We start from the raw sequence: 18048 nt of genomic DNA on the forward strand, positions 1-18048 counted from the left end.
TACTAAAAAAGTTGGGTTACAGCATAGCCTAAGAGTAGAATAAATATTATTATCAACAGAATGATTGCAATAATGCCCCATTTTAAAAGTCTCAATAGTTTTTGTATCGAACTATGTGTTTCAGTATAGTTCTTTTCGAGCAGGTTTAAAACAGCAGCCGAGAATACAAGAACATCATCGAGCCAGCCTATACCGGGAATATCAGGAATAAGGTCGGTTGGGATAACGGCGTAAACAGCCGAAAGGATGACCCATATCCAAGCCCATACCGACTTTTTATTTTCAACTTTATTTTCTGGTGTTTTCATGCCGAAGCGTGTTGTTTATTAGCCGGAGTTTCAAATACCAGAATTTTGTCGATGCGTACACCATCCATGTCGACAATCTCGATGGCAAATTTTTTCCATTTTAACGATTCTCCTGTTTTGGGGATATGTCCTAAACGGTCAAGTATTAAGCCACTGATTGTATTGTATTCGTATTTTGGATATAACTCAGCCATATTGAAGTAAGATAAGAAATTATAAAACGAACACTGTCCATCAATAAGGTATCCGCCATCTTCGCGTTTTATAATGTCAGGTTCTTCGTTAGGCTCGGATATGTTGCCAACTAATGCCTCAAGGATATCTTTCAGACTGACAATTCCCTGTACAGTGCCAAATTCGTCTGAAACAAGCGCATATTGAATATGAGTTTGTTTCATTTCGTCTAATGCGCTGTATACTTCTTTATTTTCATAAAAATAGTGTACGGGACGTGCAGCGGTTTCCAACTTAAATTCAGGGTCATTCATTTTTCCGAACATATCTTTCAGGTGAACCATACCCAATACATTGTCGAGGCTTTTGTCAGCAACAGGGTATTTATCATAAGGATTGTTTCTTATAATTTCCATAACCTGTTCGTTAGACATCGATTTCTCCAGCCATACTATTTCGTTACGGGGTGTCATTATAGATTCAATATCTCTATCTCCTAAAGTAAATACACGTTCTACTATCGCCTGTTCTACAGGCTGTACATCACCGCCTTCGGTACCTTCCAATAGCAGCGATTTAATTTCTTCTTCAGTGACTTTATTTTCCGACTCTTCTACCCCTAAAATATTGAAAATAAATGCGGTACTTTTCGATAATATCCAGACAAAAGGAGATGCCAATACTGATAAGTAGTGCATCGGGCGGGATATTATTTTAGAAATCTTTTCAGCCGCACTCATTCCAATACGTTTAGGCACGAGTTCTCCAAAAATAATAGTAAAGTAAGTAACTACAATTACAATTAAAATTTGAGCCACATGATACGAATACGTAGGAGGAAAACCTGCACTGGATAATATCTCCGAGAAAGGAGCAGCTAACACTTCGCCGGAGTAGATACCGGTTAATATTCCTATAAGTGTAATTCCAACTTGTATAGTCGAAAGAAATTTATTAGGGTTATTTGCCAGATTTAATGCTGCTTGTGCCGCATTATTCCCATGTCTGGCCTCGTTTGTGAGTTTCGATTTACGTGCCGAAATTACAGCAATTTCAGACATTGACAGAATGCCGTTCAAAATAATTAATCCGATAATTATAAAGACTTCCATAAAAGATTGATTTATATAGCGAATGTAAAGATATTCTACGAATAATTACAGCATTTTTAGTCTTTGTTGCAAATTTGGTCTTTGTTGTTCTTGTTTTTTGTACATTTTTTTATTCTTATACCTCAAAAAGCAAAGATTATAATACTAAAAGTTGTATTTTTGTTGAATAAATGACAAAAAATAATATTTAACAGCACTAAGTGTAACAATTATGGATTCGATGGATTGGGCAAATTTACCGTTTGGGTACATGAAAACCGACTACAATGTAAGGTCGTATTTCAAAGATGGAAAATGGAGTACTCCTGAAGCTACTGATTCGGAACAAATAACCTTGCATATGGCTGCAACATGTTTGCATTATGGGCAGGAAGCTTTTGAAGGACTGAAAGCATTCAGGGGAAAAGACGGAAAAATACGTATTTTCAGAATGAGAGAAAATGCTTTGCGTATGATTTCATCATGCGAAGGCATACTAATGGAAAAATTGCCCATCGAGATTTTCGAAGAATCTGTTATTAAAGCTGTGAAGATGAACGAACGCTTTATTCCGCCATACGAAAGTGGTTCATCATTATATATTCGTCCATTGCTAATTGGCACAAGTGCACAAGTAGGTGTAAAACCGGCGCAAGAATACTTGTTTGTGGTGTTTGTTACTCCGGTAGGTCCATATTTCAAAGATGGCTTTAAACCAACACCAATTGTTATTTTAAGAAGTTACGACCGCGCGGCTCCTCTTGGAACCGGAACGATTAAAGTTGGAGGTAATTATGCAGCAAGTCTTGTGGCTGGTAAAAAAGCACAAGAGCTAGGGTATTCGGCAGTTCTTTATCTTGATGCTAAAGAAAAGAAATACTTGGATGAATGTGGACCCGCTAACTTTTTCGGAATAAAAGATAACACATACATAACTCCTAAATCATCGTCGATATTACCGTCTATCACTAATAAAAGCTTAATGCAATTAGCCGAAGATATGGGTATGAAGGTTGAGCGTCGGCAGATAGAAGAAGATGAACTAGCTACATTTGAAGAAGCGGGGGAATGTGGAACTGCGGCTGTGATAACACCTATTGAGAGGATTGATGATATAGAAGAAAACAAGTCGTATGTATTTACTAAGAACGGCGAAGCCGGGCCTGTTTGTACAAAATTATACAATAAATTAAGAGCGATACAATACGGTGACGAACCCGACAAATATAATTGGGTAACTGTATTGGATTAAAATAAAAGAAAAAACCAGAAGCAAACTGTAAATGAGTTCGAATCAATCGCAAATGGTTCTTCGCACCGAAGGACTGGTAAAAAAGTATAAGTCGAGAACAGTTGTTAACGATGTGTCTATTGAGGTGAAGCAAGGCGAAATTGTAGGCTTGCTGGGACCAAATGGTGCAGGAAAAACAACAACCTTTTACATGACTGTAGGATTGGTTATTCCGAACGCTGGAAAAATATTCCTGAACAATCAGGAGATCACAAAGTTTCCTGTTTATAAACGTGCCCAAAATGGTATCGGATACTTGGCTCAGGAAGCTTCTGTTTTTCGGAAAATGACCGTTGAGGATAATATTCGGGCGGTGTTGGAAATGACAAAAACCTCGAAGGAATATCAACGTGAAAAGCTTGAAAGCCTGATTTCGGAGTTCGGGCTGGGAAAAGTGCGCAAAAATCTGGGAGATAGGTTGTCGGGCGGAGAACGTCGTCGGGCCGAAATAGCCCGTTGCTTGGCTATTGACCCTAAATTCATCATGCTCGACGAACCTTTTGCCGGTGTAGACCCTATTGCAGTACAGGATATACAGGAGATAGTTGCACAGCTGAAATATAAAAATATTGGTATACTCATAACCGACCATAATGTTGACGAAACATTGAGTATAACCGATAGAGCCTATTTACTTTTTGAAGGTAAAGTTTTGTTTCAGGGAACGGCGGAGCAACTTGCCGAAAACGAGATTGTGAGAGAAAAATACTTAGGTCGTGATTTCCAACTAAAAAGACGAACATTTGATCATCTTCGGTAACTGTTTGAAGGATTGAAAAAAATATTTATCTTTGTGCCCTTATGGGCAGATTAATGGCGATAGATTACGGTACTAAACGAACAGGTATTGCTGTTACTGATACATTGAAGATAATAGCAACAGGGTTGGCAACCGTATCTTCCCATAGTTTGATTAATTTCATAAAAGAATACACAAATAAAGAAACAGTTGATTGCATTATAGTTGGAGCACCTAAACAAACGAATAACGAACCTTCTGAAAATATGAAATTTGTTGAAAGGTTTGTTAGAAGTTTAAACAAGGAGATTCCGGAAATTCCGGTCAAACTATATGATGAAAGATTTACCTCCGTTATGGCTCATAAAGCTATGATTGACGGTGGTCTAAAGAAAAAAGATCGTCAGAATAAAGCGTTAGTTGACGAAATAAGTGCAGTCATTCTTTTACAAAGCTATATGGAAAGTTCTTTTTATAAGAAAGGTACAAATATATGATTTTACCGGTATATTTATACGGACAGCCTGTTTTGCGTAAAGTAGCGCAAGATATAACTCCAGAGTATCCAAAACTAAAGGAGTTGATTGGTAATATGTTCGATACAATGTATAACGCAAATGGAATAGGATTGGCTGCCCCTCAGGTGGGGCTTAGTATAAGGCTATTTGTTATTGATTTATCTCCTTTAGCAGAGGATGATGATAGGTTTACTGACTTTAAGAAGGTTTTTATTAATCCGCAGATATTGGAATCATCGGATGAAACTGAAGCTATTCAAGAAGGATGTTTGAGCTTACCCGGTATAAACGAGACAGTAATAAGGCCTGTACAGATAAAAATCCGATATTTAGATGAAGACTTTGTTGAACATACAGAAATGTACGACGATTTTTTTGCTCGTTGTATACAGCACGAGTATGATCACATTGAAGGCAGAGTATTCATTGACAAAATTTCGGCGATTCGTAAACAACTAATAAAGTCGAAACTAAATAATCTGCTGAAAGGTAAAACCCATTGTTCATACAGAGTGAAACCAATATAAGAAATATAATTGTTTATTATGATAAAGAATAAATTATTCTTATTGTTAATTTTTGTGGTCGCGTTCATGACCTCTTGCGTGACGCCTAAAGACACAAATTATTTACAAGACATAGATTATCCCACCACAGGAGATGTAGCTCCTGTCGATTACCTGATTATTCCGGGAGATCAACTTATCTTAAAAGTCTTTACATTGAATGAAGATATGAAAATATTATTTTCGATGTTTATATCTGAAGACAACAGAACTCTTACCGACAATCGGAATAATAATAACATGTACATTCAAAATCAGGGACTTTTTGGCTCACGAAGTACACCAAATAATGTTTTAAATGTTGCATCGGATGGAACTGTTAATATCCCATTTGTCGGGCTTTTGGAAGTGAAAGGTCTTACAGTGCTGGAAGCAAAGAAGAAAATAGCAAATAGCTTTCAGGCTTTTTCTTCAGATGTAACAGTTGATATATCTTTGAGGAACAGGGTTTTTTATGTAGTTGGTGCCGCCGGTTCCAAAACAGTTCAAATGAATAACCTGAGAATGAATATATATCAGGCTATGTCTCAGATAGGAAATGTTGATATGTATGCAAACAGAAAACAAGTTCGAATATTGAGACAAACATCGGATGGAACCGAAGTAAAAACTTTTGACCTTCGATCGAAAGATATTGTGGACTCCGAGTATTACTATATTCAACCGAATGATGTTATTTATATGCCTACAATGCAGCGAAGGTTCTATGGAGCCGTAACCTCATTTACAGGTGTTTTTGGTCTTCTCTCAAGTATTGCTGGTATTGCGGTGTTGATAATAAAATTAGTGCGATGAATAGAAAATATTTAAAAAATATATTGTTGTTTTTAGGCGTATTCGTAGTTTTACATTCGTGTATTTCGCCTAAACAATCGAATTTGCTTCAGCCAAATCATGAGCCTTTTTATGTGCCAAAGCTTTTTGAGGATTATCGTTTACAAGCAAATGACGAGATATACTGTACTATATTAACAAGTAATACAGAATTCGCCAAAACTTTTAATGGCATTTTAACCTCGTCAGAAAGCTTATCAGCTACTGAGAATAATTTCGGGCAACAACAGAACGCATACATTGTATATGATAACGGGAACGTATCTATTCCGTTTTTCGGAGACATTAAAGTTTTAGGACTTACATTAAGGGATGCAGAACTTGCCATTCAGCGTGTCATGAGAAAGTCTACACCGGATGCGCAGGTACGTGTTAGCCTCAAAAACAATCTTTTTTACGTTGTTTCGGATAAACAGAATGGGGTATATGCTGTATATAAAGATAATATGACTATATATCAGGCAATAGCAATTTCGGGAAATCCTTCGGAAGAAGTTGATTTCAGTAAAATAAAGATTGTCAGGATGACTGAAAATGGACAGTCTGTTGTTAAAGAGTTTGATTTGAGAACAGAGTCGGTTATTGAGTCTGAATATTATTATATAAAACCAAATGACGTGTTATATTATTCGACTAGTAAAGGTTCTTTTTTCAAAGTTAAATCTTTTACATCTTTAATTACAACGATAATTACGCCTATAACATTTTTGGTTACAATGTTAGCTATTGATATTAAGTAAACACAATGGAACAAAATAACACTATTAGAGATCCTTTTTTTGACGAAGCACAAGTAAAGTCGAAGTTTTCTTTTGACTTTGTTTTGTGGTTTTATCGCATACTAAAATATTGGTATTTGTTTGCTATATCTTTAATTTTATTTTTAGGATACGCATATATCAAAAATAAATCGTGGAAACCATATTACACAACCACAGCTAAGTTGATGATTGAGCCTCGTAATACAAGTATTGGTGTTGCCATGGGAACCGTGCCATCTCATGCTTTGACCAGAGGACTGACAAATCAACAAATGATTTTGACTTCTTATGAAATGATTGCAAAAACTGTGGACAGGTTACCTCAGTTGCAAGTTGATTATTTCAGAACCGGAAAGTTCAGATCTGATAATTTGTATGGGATGACTCCTATTACTATAGAATGTAGTTATATTGCTCCAAGTGCATATAACTATGTATATACAATAGAGCCTATAAATAACGAGAAATGTAGGATATATTATGCTGAAACAGGAGATACGCCTCCATTTTCGATGGAAATCCCTTATGGAGAACTTGTACCTGAATCGCGTTTCTTTATTCGAATAAGAAAAACAGAAAGATTTACTCCAAACTTTATACCTTTTAATTTTAGATTTGTTTCTAAAAATGAGCTTGTTGCTCGTTATTCGGGAGGACGAATTCAGACGGGGCAGTATTTGGAAGGAGCTTCGGTTTTAGCTATATCAATGGTTGGAGATAATTCGAAACAAGATGTTGATTTTTTAACGGCATTACTTGATGAGTTTGAAATACATAATCTGTCATTAAAAAATGAAGCCGCCGATAAAACAATAGCCTTTATTGATAAACAACTGGAAATTATATCGGATTCGTTGAGATTTTCTGAATTGTTATTTCACGATTTTCAGGAACGGACAGGTATTTACAAATTAGAGTCGGATGACAATCGTCAACGTTTAAATGGAGTATTGTCGGCCATAGGAGAAAATAGAGCCAAAGAGGCTGCCATCATAAAATTGACAGAGGTTATAAACAGTTCAATTCTTAGCGATGAAGAACTTATTGATCCTGCCAGTTTAGGACTTGGTGTAGAAGCACAAGTTGGAGGACCATTATCTCAATATGTGGTTAAATATAATGAGATAATTAAGAAGATGAAAGAAATGGGTGGAGCCAATCCGCTTTACTCAAGAAGCGAAAAGGAATTGTTCGAAATAAAAATGAACATCCTTAATGGTCTGAAAAACATACAAAATCAAATACAACTGGAAAAAGAAGATCTTGAGAATATATCTAAAACTTTACAAGTAAGTTTGGACTCGCTACCTGCACAGGAGCGTGAATTTTTGAGGTACGAACGTCATTATAAGATAAATGAGTCTTACGACACATACTTGAAGAGCAAGAAATATGAAGCGTCCATTCAAAAAGCATCTAATGTCCCCGACAACTATATTCTAGAGAAACCACGTCAACAGGGAGGGGCTGTAAATACCGGGGAAAAAGAACAAAATTACTTAATGTTTTTTGCTATAGGACTAGTTATTCCGTTGGCATTTGTTGTATGTAAGGAAGAGCTGTTTAACTATTCTATATCGACAAAAGAAGAGTGTGAGAAAATATCAGGATTGCCTGTTATCGGAACTATTGAAAATATTGCTAAAAAACAGTCGACAGGTGCTGTATTAGTTAAAAACTTTCCAAAATCGAGTTTTGCCGAGTCGTTTAGAAATATGCGGGTACGTCTCGAATATATAACACAAAAAGAATCTTCGATCTCTTTGTTAGTAACTTCTGCCGAGCCTGCTGATGGTAAAACATTTGTGGCTGCCAATGTGGCATCTGTATATCAATTGACAGGTAAACGGGTTATATTGGTAGACTTTGACCTTCGCCGTCCTTCGGTGGGAAAAAATCTGAATATACACTCAAAAAAAGGGGTTTCAAACTATCTGGTTGGTCAAGTATCTTTAGATGAAATTATTTTAGTCCATCCTGAATTTGGGTTTGATGTTGTTACAGTAGGAACATTGCCACCTAACCCTAGTGAACTGATAAAAACACAAAAGACGAAAGATCTGATCGATTATCTGAAAGCTACTTACGATTATGTAATTCTTGACTGTAGTCCTATTGGGCTTGTTTCGGATGCATATATCCTTTCTAAATATGTCGATTCAACTCTGTTTGTTATACGTAGGGCTAAAACAAATAAAGCGTTCTTTAAAAGTGTAATAACACAGGTTCGCGACGACGGATTAGAACGTTTTGCACTTGTGTTCAATGATGTAAAAGGGCGTGAAGGATATTATGGTACATCGCGGTATTACGGAGATAAATCTTATTACCTGAAACGGAATTCATATTATCACGACGATTACTTCGAAAAATAAAAAAAATTAAAAAGAGGAGCTTAAACAGTTCCTCTTTTTTCTTCTTGCCTATAATTTATATATTTGCCCAATATTCAGTATTATATGATGAAAAGAAATGCGATTATATTCATAACACTGCTAGTCAGTATTGCAAACTTTGCGCAAATAAATACAGACAGGGTTATACTTATTGGGCGAAATGCTTTGTACTACGAAGATTATGTTCTTTCGATACAATATTTTAATCAGGTTATAAAAATAAAACCATATTTGGCCGAACCTTATTATTACAGAGCTATCGCAAAGTTTTATCTCGATGATGTAAAGGGTGCCGAAGAAGATTGTAGCTTATGCGTTGACCATAATCCGTTTTACATAAATGCATACCAACTTCGGGGCGATGCACGCCTTAGCCTTGAAGATTATAAAGGAGCAATTGAAGATTATAAAAAGGTTATCGATTATTCTCCTGACAACAAGTATGCTTTACGTAATCAGGCTATTGCTCACATTCAGAATAAGGATTATAAACAAGCCGAAAACGATTTGGATGTACTATTGAAAGCTTATCCCAAATTCTCGGAAGCTTTACTCATTCGAGGTACTATGCATGCAGAGGTTGGAGACACTGCAAAGGCCTTTCAGGATTACGGGTTGGCTATAGAATACGACAAATATTATTCTCAAGCCTATTCGATGAGAGGATTATTATATTACCAGAAGAAAGACTATGATGATGCTTTGGCCGATTTTGACGAGGCTATTAAACTAGAACCTTTGTTTACGGGTAATTATATAAACAGAGGATTGGTTAAATATTCGAAAAATGATTTGCGCGGCGCTATGGCCGATTATGACAAGGTTATTGAAACCGATCCGAACAATATTATAGCCCGGTTTAACAGGGGGCTACTTCGCAGACAAGTTGGAGACGACAACAGGGCTATCGAAGACTTTGATATAGTAATAAAAGTAGAACCCGAAAATTATCTTGCATACCTGAACAGAGCACTGCTTAAGCAAAGCATATCTGACAATAAAGGTGCAATAGCCGATTTAGATGTAGTATTAGCCGCACATCCTGATTTTTATCAGGGTTTTTATATACGCTCGGAACTGAAACGTAAGCAAAATAATCTTCGTAGTGCCGAAAGTGATTATTTATATGCACGTAAGGCGGAAGACCAATTTATGCGTACTGCTCAAGATGCAGATGATAAAGCATCGGCTGGTAAGAAAGGAAAGAAAGAAAAAGACTCTAACATTAGGGAGCAATCAGACAATACAATCGATAAGTTCAATATGCTAGTGGTTGCCGATACAAAAGAGCAGGAAAAAAGTAAGTATAAGAGCGAAACAAGAGGAAGGGTACAGAACAGGCAAGTTAAAATAGAACTTGAACCCCGCTATGTTGTAACGTTTTACGAAAAACAGGACGAGTTAAGAAGCTTTGTCCGTCTAAATAAAGCTTTAGATAATTTAAACAGTGAAAAATTCCTTAGCCGGAAAGCAATTATAACTAACAGGGAGGTACCTCTTGACGAAACGCAGATTGAAGTTCATTTTGCATCGATAAATGAGTATTCGAAACTAGTCGTCGAAAATCCGAATAATCCGAATTATCTTTTTGCCAGAGCAATGGACTATATGCTTATACAAGATTTTGCTAGTGCTTCGGAAGATTTGACTAAGGCTATAGAATTGAAACCTGATTTTATGCTTGCTTATTTCAATTTAGGTGTTGTTTATACAAAACAATTAATATTCAGGGAGCATGTACCCGAATATGAAAGCTCGGCACAAGAGGATAAATTGAAGCTGTCGGAAAACATTGGTAAATCATCTTCGTTAGGATCAATAACATTGAAAGATGAACCTAAATCGGATAAAAAAATGTTTGAATACGAGAACATACTGAAAAGTTATGCAAAAGTACTGGAACTTGATCCCGATTTTGTTTATGCTTACTATAACAGAGGAGAGGTAAGATCGATGCAACGCGATTTCAGAGCTGCTATATTAGATTACAACGAAGCACTGAAACGTGAACCGGAGTTTGCCGATGCTTATTTTAACAGAGGATTAGCAAGGTTGCAAATTGGTGATAAAACACGTGGATTAAGCGATTTACGAAAGGCTGGAGAGTTAGGTATAGCCTCGGCTTATAGTATCATTAAACGAATGACAGAATAACAATTATTGTTTTTGAACAGTTTGATTGTTTTCATGTTATAATCTGAGAAATACGAATTTGTAAAACTGATAGGTAAATTTGGTATGTTTGATAAAGAAGATAAAGCTTTTATAGCAATAGCAGGAGATAAAGATGTGTGCATGATTCCTAAAATGGCGAATCGGCACGGACTGATAACCGGTGCAACCGGAACAGGAAAAACTGTAACCCTTCAGAATTTGGCCGAAACATTTTCACAAATGGGTGTACCTGTTTTTGCGGCAGATATTAAAGGCGATTTGTCGGGGGTAGCTAATAAAGGCGGCAATAAAGATAGCGTAATAAAAAGAGTTAATGCCTATAACCTTGTTGAAAAGGGATTTCAGTTTCAAGGTTTTCCAGTCCAGTTTTGGGATGTTTTTGGCGAACAAGGAGTTCCTGTAAGGGCTACAGTAGCCGATATGGGTGCATCTCTGTTGTCACGCTTACTTTCACTGAACGATACCCAGAGTGCAGTACTTACGGTTGTGTTCAAAATATCGAAAGACGAATCGCTGGAGCTTATTGACCTTAAGGATCTGCAAAAAATACTTGAATATGTAGGTAACAATGCATCGAAGTTTACAGCAAGTTATGGTAATATATCAATGGCAAGCATTGGCGCTATACAGCGTGGTGTTTTGCAGCTGGAACAAGATGGTGCCGATCAGTTTTTTGGAGAACCGGCTTTGAATTTCGACGATTTTATACAAACAAACGGAAATAAAGGTGTTATAAATATATTAGCAGCCGATAAGTTGATGAACTCGCCAAGGGTTTACACAACTTTCCTGCTTTGGATGATGACTAAATTGTTTGAACAATTGCCCGAAGTGGGCGATATGGACAAGCCTAAATTAGTATTCTTTTTCGATGAAGCACATCTTCTATTTAACGACTCGCCTAAGGCGTTGACCGATAAAGTAGAGCAGGTTGTAAGATTGATACGCTCGAAAGGCGTAGGTATATATTTTGTAACACAAACCCCATCCGATATTCCGGATGTAATACTGGGACAGCTCGGGAATCGTATACAACATGCATTGCGTGCATATACTCCCAAAGATCAGAAAGCGTTGAAAACCGCTGCTCAAACATTTAGGGCAAATCCGGCATTCGATACCGAAACTGCTATTTCGCAACTCGAAACCGGCGAAGCTTTAGTCTCATTTTTAGATGAGAAAGGAGCTCCACAACCGGTAGAAAGAGCGTTTATATTACCTCCCGAAGGTCAAATTGGACCAATAACAGCTGAAGAGCGGACCAATATTACACAAACTTCTATTGTGTATCGTTATTATTCGCAGGCGCAGGACCGTGAGTCGGCGTATGAAAAGTTAACCGTGCATCTGAATAATATTCAGCAGGAAAAGGAAGCTGCCGAACAATTAAAACAAGAAGAAAAGGCGCGGAAGGAACAGGAAAAAGCAGACAAAGTGCAAGAAAAACAACGTCAGCAAACAAAAAAAACGCGTAACCGCTTCCTCCAAACATTGGCAACAGCAGTGCTTGTTCCCGTTGCCCGCCAATTTATTAATTCGTTTTTTAAAAAGAAAAAGTGAAATAACTTCTGTTTGGCATATTTCGGGGTTTTGTAAAATTGTTTAACTATTGATTCTCAGCAGTATTTACTTTGTTGTTAGATTCTTGAATTAGATCATTATAAATCAGATAAAATGTCTGGTATTATAATATCCTAAAACTTCTAAATCTTTATCTAAACCAAAGTTAGTTTCAATAAAATATGTAAATTTGTCAGTTATCATTGACTGACGCAATAAATTGTTATGGCAAAACCTGATATTCAGCAAGTAAAACAACGTTTCGGTATAATAGGAACATCCCCATCGCTTGATAGGGCTATTGATGTGGCTTTGCAAGTTGCACCAACCGATATGTCGGTATTGGTTACAGGCGAAAGTGGGGTTGGTAAAGAAAGCTTCCCTCAAATTATACATCAGTTTAGTCATCGTAAGCATGGTACATATATAGCTGTAAACTGTGGTTCGATACCCGAAGGTACAATAGACTCGGAATTATTCGGGCACGAAAAAGGTTCGTTCACAGGAGCTACCGGAGAGAGAAAAGGATATTTTGAAGTAGCAAACGGAGGAACGCTTTTTCTGGACGAAGTGGGTGAGCTTCCGTTATCGACTCAGGCACGCTTGTTACGCGTGCTCGAAACAGGCGAATTTATAAAGGTAGGGTCTTCTAAAGTTGAAAAAACCGATGTAAGGGTAGTTGCTGCAACAAATCTGGATATGGTAAATGCCATCAATAACGGGCGTTTTCGCGAAGATTTATATTATAGGTTGAACACTGTTCCTATTAAAATTCCGGCATTAAGGGAGCGAAAAGATGATATACCTCTGCTTTTCAGAAAATTTGCGAGCGATTGTGCCGAAAAATATTCGATGCCGTCTATAGTGCTAACAGATGATGCCAAGCAAATGCTAAAAGAATACCGCTGGCCCGGGAACATCCGACAATTGAAAAACATTACAGACCAAATATCGATAATAGAACAAAGCAGGGAAATAACCACCGAAATACTAAAGCGGTATTTACCCGATAACGAAGTTAGAATAGTTCCGTTAGGATTGTCGGGAGCAGCAAACGATCAGAAAATGTTTGGTAGTGAACGGGAAATACTGTATCAGGTGCTTTTTGATATGAAAAAAGATGTGAATGATCTGAAGAAGGTTGTTCATAACATTATATCGGGAGGCATAAATATAAATGGCGGGCAACATAATAATGTTCCGAATGATGATGATAAAATAGTTGTTCCTTCGATAGTTGTTGCACCCGATCAGAAAGACATGCTTCCTGTGAAGTTTTTAGATGACACATCGTCTGTTGAGCCAACAATTATAAATGCCGATATTGAAGAGATTGAAGCTAAAGATGCATCCAACGAAGAAAATCTCTCGTTACAGGATGTTGAAAAGGAGATGATAAAAAAGGCTTTAGAACGCCATAACGGAAAACGAAAAAATGCAGCGGAAGATCTGAAAATATCAGAACGTACACTGTATCGTAAAATTAAAGAATACAATCTGGATAATTTATGAAAAAAGCTTCAGCTTTGTTTTTAATGATTTTAATTGCAGTATCGTGCAGGGTGTCTTATCAATTTAATGGGGCGTCTATCGACTATAATATAATAAAGACAATAGATATAAGGGACTTTCAGAATCAGGCTGCAATGGTTTATCCTCCATTGACGCAGGTTTTTAACGAGAAACTGAAAGATCATTATACAAAGAATACTAAACTGACGTTTACCGATGCTGCTCCCGATTTGGAACTTGAGGGAGAAATTATCAGGTACGATTTAGTATCGCAAACGCCAAAAGACGGGCAGTGGGACTCCGAAACCCGTTTGACGTTGGCTGTACGAATACGATTCAAAAACAACAAACAACCTAACGAAGACAGGGAAGAAACCATATCGGCATATCGCGATTTTTCTAGTAGCAAATTGCTGACCGATGTACAGGATCAGCTTATCGACGAGCTTTCTGAAGAAATTGTCGATCAGATATTTAATGCAACCCTCTCAAAATGGTAAAAGTATGAATGTGCAATTTTATCAACTACTCGACCGCACTAAAACGCCTGATATATCAATGCGTTTCGGGCTGAGGGCTATTGTTGATAAATATCCGTATTTTCAGCCTGCCATATTTGCTTATTTAAAGTGCCTTTATGTTGCTGACGATGTAATGTTTACACCCGAACTGCAGCGTCTGGCAGTATTTATATCGGACCGAAAGGCCCTGTTCTATTATGTTATGAGCGAGGTATACGAACGTTTTTTCGAAAATAAAGGGAAACGCGAAGATATATCTGTCGATCGAACAAAACTGTTGTTAGATGCTTTTTTTGAGACTCTTGACGACTCGGTGCTTGAGCAAAAAACAGATTATGATATTCCTGAACAAAGCATGGTTTCGTCGGATTACTTTTCGTATCTCGATACGTATAGCGACAATTCGGAGGCCGACGATTTGGATGTCCGACCAATGAAAGGGCAAAGTTTAATTGACAATTTTATCTTTAATGCGGGAAGTGAAGAGGGGGTAAAATTTGAATTTGATGTAGCCGATACAAACAATGCAACTAATTCGAATCCGATAAACGACTTACCTGATGATTTACAAGACGATTTCTTTTTTACCGAAACTTTGGCGGGAATTTACATCAAACAGCATAAATATGAGAGGGCTTACGAAATTATTAAACGTTTAAATTTGAATTTTCCGGAAAAAAACATTTACTTTGCAAACCAAATTTCGTTTTTGGAGAAACTGATTATAAATAAACAAAATAAGAAATAAAAATGGAAGCTCTTTATGTAGCATTGTTGAGTATAACTGTATTAGCTGCTATTATATTGATATTAATGGTGTTAGTTCAGAAATCGAAAGGTGGAGGTTTAGCTTCGGGCTTTTCTTCATCTAATCAGATTATGGGTGTTAGAAAAACAACCGATTTTGTTGAAAAAGCAACTTGGGGATTAGCTGTTGCTATTGTTGTTTTAAGCTTGGTAAGCACTATGATGCTTAAAGATTATGCAAGTCAGTCGGGCGATTCTACTCCTAATATCGAAACACAGGCAATACCTTCATTAACAACACCCGATGTTAATACTGATCTGCCTATGCCTGCGCCAGCCGAATCGGCTCCTGCACAAGAAGTTCCTCAGAACTAAATTTAGTTCTGTTCAAAAATATATAAGAAAGCTGCCTGTTATGGTGGCTTTTCTTTTTTTGATAAAATTGAAATCAGCAAAAGGCTTATTGATAAAACTATATCTTTGCCTTAATTGTTGTACATCTTATATCTATATATGTTCTCATGGATTTGGGTTTATTTACATTAATATTATTTGGAGGCGCAATACTTGCGGGTTTTTTAGGTGCGCTTACCGGACTGGGTGGTGGCGTGGTTGTAATACCTTTGCTTACATTAGGTTTTGGGGTCGATATGCGTTATGCTATTGGGGCAGCTTTGGTAACTTCCATTGCCAGCTCTTCGGGGGCTGCGGCTGCTTATATTAAAGAAGGAATTACAAATGTCCGTATTGGTATGTTTTTAGAGATTGCGACTACCACAGGAGCTGTTTTAGGAGCCATTATAGCCATTTATCTCGATAAAAAGTATATAGCACTTGTTTTTGGTTGTGTTCTCATTTTTTCGGCGTTACGCACTATCATAAAAAAAGAGCAACAACCCGACTATTCGAAGAGTACAGATAGACTGGCAGAAAAATTAAAATTAGATGGATCGTACCCAACTGCAGAAGGTGTGGTTAATTATAAAGTAAGTAATGTTGCAACCGGCTATTCGTTGATGACCTTGGCCGGAGTCCTTTCCGGTTTATTAGGTATCGGGTCGGGTGCGCTAAAGGTATTGGCTATGGATACGGCTATGAAAATACCTTTTAAGGTGTCTACTACTACAAGCAATTTTATGGTGGGTGTTACTGCTGCAGCAAGTGCTGTTGTATACTTACAACGAGGCTACATTGATCCGGGGCTGGCAATGCCAATTGTTGTAGGCGTGCTGTTAGGCGCATTTATAGGTTCAAAGATATTACCAAAAGCGAATGTCAGGAAACTGCGGCTGTTATTCAGTGTGGTTATCTTCTTTCTTGCGATTATGATGATGTATAACGGATTAACGGGCAAATTGTAATGATGAATAATATTTTTACCAAAGAATTTTGGGCCGAAAAAGATGTAGAGTTATATATCGGTAAACTGCTTCGCTACGGAGTGTTGCTTTCGTGTGCAATAACTTTGGTGGGTGGGGCATTATATATTTATCAGCATCAGGGCATAGTTCCCGATTATAGTCCTATTCCTTCGGGCGAAGAATTTACAGGTGTAGCGGCATATTTGCGTGAATTAACTACAATATGGCCCCGTGTATTACAGTTGGATGGTGCTGCTATTATACAGCTGGGTGTTATCGTTCTGATCGCAACGCCTGTCGTACGGGTGGCTTTTTCGGCAATTGCTTTTCTTATCGAAAAAGATTATCTGTATGTTGTAATAACCCTTATTGTTCTGGCAATTATTTTGCTTAATATGGTATTTGGTTTCCACTGATAAATCAGGTCTTTATTTATCTATGTATTGATGCCGATTATAAGTAAAATAAAGTTTCAACTAACAACAAATAGAAATGAGTAAAAACTGTCAGATGTGTCAGGTTTTATAATTTATATGGCTTTGGGGTGTTGAGAGTAGACAATAATTCTATTTTAGTAGAATAACTAGGTGTAAGTTTTTGGGGTCATTAGATTTTTGACCACGATTTAGGAATAAAGCCATCGATCAGCAAATTTGCATCGCTCACTTTATACCATTGTTTTGGTGCTACAACCATTTTCTCCGGATTTCGGTTAAGCCATGCTCCCCACCAGCTAAAACTGCTGTTTGCTATAATATTGTGTTTGCAAAGGCTCATCAATTGCATATCCTTGTAGCTATCTGTCCCTTTGTTCCAATCCACAAAAGTAACATTGCCTGAGGGCAGGTCAAGATTTTGCCTTACCCACTCTATATCATCAGAGAAAACAACAAACTCGGGATTGATAATTTTTTCTTTGATAGTGTTTATAGCTTCCGAGTAATAACCTTTATCCAGCAAATTAAGGTTACCAACATGGGGAGTCAGATAATCGCCTCTGCGAACATGTACCGATACCGAATTTGTGTCTGCAATTTTCAAGGCAAGGCTTTTATTCTTATCATTCAGTTCCTCCCTGAATCTGAAATCGGACAACAATACATCTTTTATTCCATCAAAGTACCTTTCGTTCTGAAAATATCCCATCATCAGTACATTGCCACTCAGGTTCTCGAATTCGGTATCATAAGCAATAGCCGCATGATTAAGATCGTGAAAAACATTCAACTTCTTCACAATCTTTTTTCCTCCCTCACTGCGTAACAAAAAAGGAATGGCTTTATAAACCATTTTGTTGAATACCGGAGATTTCGTTTCAACAGACATGGCAAATATATCTAGTTCGTAACGACGATAAGTAGCATGAGTTTCTTTCTTAAACGAATACAAGTCGATTGATACATCTGTGTTCAGTTTTATACTCAACGCCCGGGCTGCTGCATACTGAAACATCTGATTACCTAAACCACCTGTAAGCAATAACGAAACCATTAC

Annotated in this window: 18 protein-coding genes; 15 read left to right on the forward strand and 3 right to left on the reverse strand. The window is 37.2% G+C overall.

What is annotated here, in order from left to right; all coding sequences use genetic code 11:
- Positions 1-2: 2 nt before the first annotated feature.
- Positions 3-308, reverse strand: coding sequence for a YkvA family protein (locus D0T53_RS05515; RefSeq protein WP_163265898.1), 306 nt, complete (start codon positions 306-308; stop codon positions 3-5).
- A complete protein-coding gene (locus D0T53_RS05520) occupies positions 305-1594 on the reverse strand; it encodes a hemolysin family protein (RefSeq protein WP_163265900.1) in 1290 nt (429 codons plus the stop codon). Before D0T53_RS05520 ends, D0T53_RS05515 begins: the two co-directional genes overlap by 4 nt.
- Positions 1595-1805: 211 nt before the next feature.
- On the opposite strand from D0T53_RS05520, the gene D0T53_RS05525 reads away from it, so the two are divergent.
- From D0T53_RS05525 to D0T53_RS05595, 15 genes are all read left to right on the forward strand, one after another.
- Positions 1806-2825 carry a branched-chain amino acid aminotransferase gene (locus tag D0T53_RS05525; RefSeq protein WP_163265902.1) on the forward strand — a complete coding sequence of 340 codons (1020 nt, stop codon included), beginning with the start codon at positions 1806-1808 and terminating at the stop codon, positions 2823-2825.
- 31 nt (positions 2826-2856) lie between these two features.
- Positions 2857-3624, forward strand: coding sequence for an LPS export ABC transporter ATP-binding protein (gene lptB / locus D0T53_RS05530; RefSeq protein WP_163265904.1), 768 nt, complete (start codon positions 2857-2859; stop codon positions 3622-3624).
- Positions 3625-3665: 41 nt separating this feature from the next.
- Positions 3666-4100: a Holliday junction resolvase RuvX gene (gene ruvX / locus D0T53_RS05535; RefSeq protein ID WP_163265906.1), complete on the forward strand. Its 435-nt coding sequence runs from the start codon at positions 3666-3668 to the stop codon at positions 4098-4100.
- Entirely contained in the window at positions 4097-4648 is a 552-nt protein-coding gene (def, locus tag D0T53_RS05540) for a peptide deformylase (RefSeq protein ID WP_163265908.1), read from the forward strand. The genes ruvX and def overlap by 4 nt, the downstream gene beginning before the upstream one ends.
- 18 nt (positions 4649-4666) lie before the next feature.
- Positions 4667-5482, forward strand: a complete 816-nt coding sequence (locus tag D0T53_RS05545) for a polysaccharide biosynthesis/export family protein (RefSeq protein WP_163265910.1) — start codon at positions 4667-4669, stop codon at positions 5480-5482.
- On the forward strand, positions 5479-6261 hold the full coding sequence (locus tag D0T53_RS05550) for a polysaccharide biosynthesis/export family protein (protein WP_163265912.1): 783 nt from the start codon (positions 5479-5481) through the stop codon (positions 6259-6261). Before D0T53_RS05545 ends, D0T53_RS05550 begins: the two co-directional genes overlap by 4 nt.
- A 5-nt stretch (positions 6262-6266) precedes the next feature.
- Positions 6267-8657 carry an exopolysaccharide transport family protein gene (locus D0T53_RS05555; protein ID WP_163265914.1) on the forward strand — a complete coding sequence of 797 codons (2391 nt, stop codon included), beginning with the start codon at positions 6267-6269 and terminating at the stop codon, positions 8655-8657.
- Between the two features lie 87 nt (positions 8658-8744).
- On the forward strand, positions 8745-10832 hold the full coding sequence (locus tag D0T53_RS05560; protein WP_163266162.1) for a tetratricopeptide repeat protein: 2088 nt from the start codon (positions 8745-8747) through the stop codon (positions 10830-10832).
- Between the two features lie 84 nt (positions 10833-10916).
- Complete coding sequence (locus D0T53_RS05565) at positions 10917-12413, forward strand: helicase HerA-like domain-containing protein (RefSeq protein ID WP_163265916.1); 1497 nt, start codon at positions 10917-10919, stop codon at positions 12411-12413.
- Between the two features lie 225 nt (positions 12414-12638).
- Positions 12639-13925, forward strand: a complete 1287-nt coding sequence (locus D0T53_RS05570; protein ID WP_163265918.1) for a sigma-54-dependent Fis family transcriptional regulator — start codon at positions 12639-12641, stop codon at positions 13923-13925.
- Positions 13922-14425 (forward strand): LptE family protein, encoded by a 504-nt coding sequence (locus D0T53_RS05575; RefSeq protein WP_163265920.1) that lies wholly within the window; start codon positions 13922-13924, stop codon positions 14423-14425. The genes D0T53_RS05570 and D0T53_RS05575 overlap by 4 nt, the downstream gene beginning before the upstream one ends.
- A 4-nt stretch (positions 14426-14429) precedes the next feature.
- Positions 14430-15194, forward strand: coding sequence for a hypothetical protein (locus D0T53_RS05580; protein ID WP_163265922.1), 765 nt, complete (start codon positions 14430-14432; stop codon positions 15192-15194).
- Positions 15195-15196: 2 nt separating this feature from the next.
- On the forward strand, positions 15197-15568 hold the full coding sequence (gene secG / locus D0T53_RS05585) for a preprotein translocase subunit SecG (RefSeq protein WP_163265924.1): 372 nt from the start codon (positions 15197-15199) through the stop codon (positions 15566-15568).
- A gap of 146 nt (positions 15569-15714) precedes the next feature.
- Positions 15715-16554 carry a sulfite exporter TauE/SafE family protein gene (locus D0T53_RS05590; protein WP_163265926.1) on the forward strand — a complete coding sequence of 280 codons (840 nt, stop codon included), beginning with the start codon at positions 15715-15717 and terminating at the stop codon, positions 16552-16554.
- A complete protein-coding gene (locus tag D0T53_RS05595; protein WP_255489400.1) occupies positions 16554-16970 on the forward strand; it encodes a DUF1634 domain-containing protein in 417 nt (138 codons plus the stop codon). Before D0T53_RS05590 ends, D0T53_RS05595 begins: the two co-directional genes overlap by 1 nt.
- A gap of 190 nt (positions 16971-17160) precedes the next feature.
- Here the strand turns inward: D0T53_RS05595 and D0T53_RS05600 are convergent, their stop codons facing one another.
- Positions 17161-18045, reverse strand: a complete 885-nt coding sequence (locus D0T53_RS05600; protein ID WP_163265928.1) for an alpha-1,2-fucosyltransferase — start codon at positions 18043-18045, stop codon at positions 17161-17163.
- Between the last annotated feature and the right edge of the window lie 3 nt (positions 18046-18048).

Source organism: Dysgonomonas sp. 216, from assembly GCF_010501065.1.
Taxonomy (GTDB): domain Bacteria; phylum Bacteroidota; class Bacteroidia; order Bacteroidales; family Dysgonomonadaceae; genus QVMM01.

What these genes read in the sequence shown, in the direction of transcription:
- D0T53_RS05560 (WP_163266162.1), top strand. Translation starts at nt 8,745, where the DNA reads ATGAAAAGAAATGCGATTATATTCATAACACTGCTAGTCAGTATTGCA.
- D0T53_RS05570 (WP_163265918.1), top strand. Translation starts at nt 12,639, where the DNA reads ATGGCAAAACCTGATATTCAGCAAGTAAAACAACGTTTCGGTATAATA.
- ruvX (WP_163265906.1), top strand. Translation starts at nt 3,666, where the DNA reads ATGGGCAGATTAATGGCGATAGATTACGGTACTAAACGAACAGGTATT.
- D0T53_RS05520 (WP_163265900.1), bottom strand. Translation starts at nt 1,594, where the DNA reads ATGGAAGTCTTTATAATTATCGGATTAATTATTTTGAACGGCATTCTG.
- D0T53_RS05600 (WP_163265928.1), bottom strand. Translation starts at nt 18,045, where the DNA reads ATGGTTTCGTTATTGCTTACAGGTGGTTTAGGTAATCAGATGTTTCAG.
- D0T53_RS05525 (WP_163265902.1), top strand. Translation starts at nt 1,806, where the DNA reads ATGGATTCGATGGATTGGGCAAATTTACCGTTTGGGTACATGAAAACC.
- D0T53_RS05590 (WP_163265926.1), top strand. Translation starts at nt 15,715, where the DNA reads ATGGATTTGGGTTTATTTACATTAATATTATTTGGAGGCGCAATACTT.
- D0T53_RS05575 (WP_163265920.1), top strand. Translation starts at nt 13,922, where the DNA reads ATGAAAAAAGCTTCAGCTTTGTTTTTAATGATTTTAATTGCAGTATCG.
- secG (WP_163265924.1), top strand. Translation starts at nt 15,197, where the DNA reads ATGGAAGCTCTTTATGTAGCATTGTTGAGTATAACTGTATTAGCTGCT.
- D0T53_RS05595 (WP_255489400.1), top strand. Translation starts at nt 16,554, where the DNA reads ATGATGAATAATATTTTTACCAAAGAATTTTGGGCCGAAAAAGATGTA.
- D0T53_RS05580 (WP_163265922.1), top strand. Translation starts at nt 14,430, where the DNA reads ATGAATGTGCAATTTTATCAACTACTCGACCGCACTAAAACGCCTGAT.
- D0T53_RS05555 (WP_163265914.1), top strand. Translation starts at nt 6,267, where the DNA reads ATGGAACAAAATAACACTATTAGAGATCCTTTTTTTGACGAAGCACAA.
- def (WP_163265908.1), top strand. Translation starts at nt 4,097, where the DNA reads ATGATTTTACCGGTATATTTATACGGACAGCCTGTTTTGCGTAAAGTA.
- D0T53_RS05550 (WP_163265912.1), top strand. Translation starts at nt 5,479, where the DNA reads ATGAATAGAAAATATTTAAAAAATATATTGTTGTTTTTAGGCGTATTC.
- D0T53_RS05515 (WP_163265898.1), bottom strand. Translation starts at nt 308, where the DNA reads ATGAAAACACCAGAAAATAAAGTTGAAAATAAAAAGTCGGTATGGGCT.
- D0T53_RS05565 (WP_163265916.1), top strand. Translation starts at nt 10,917, where the DNA reads ATGTTTGATAAAGAAGATAAAGCTTTTATAGCAATAGCAGGAGATAAA.
- lptB (WP_163265904.1), top strand. Translation starts at nt 2,857, where the DNA reads ATGAGTTCGAATCAATCGCAAATGGTTCTTCGCACCGAAGGACTGGTA.
- D0T53_RS05545 (WP_163265910.1), top strand. Translation starts at nt 4,667, where the DNA reads ATGATAAAGAATAAATTATTCTTATTGTTAATTTTTGTGGTCGCGTTC.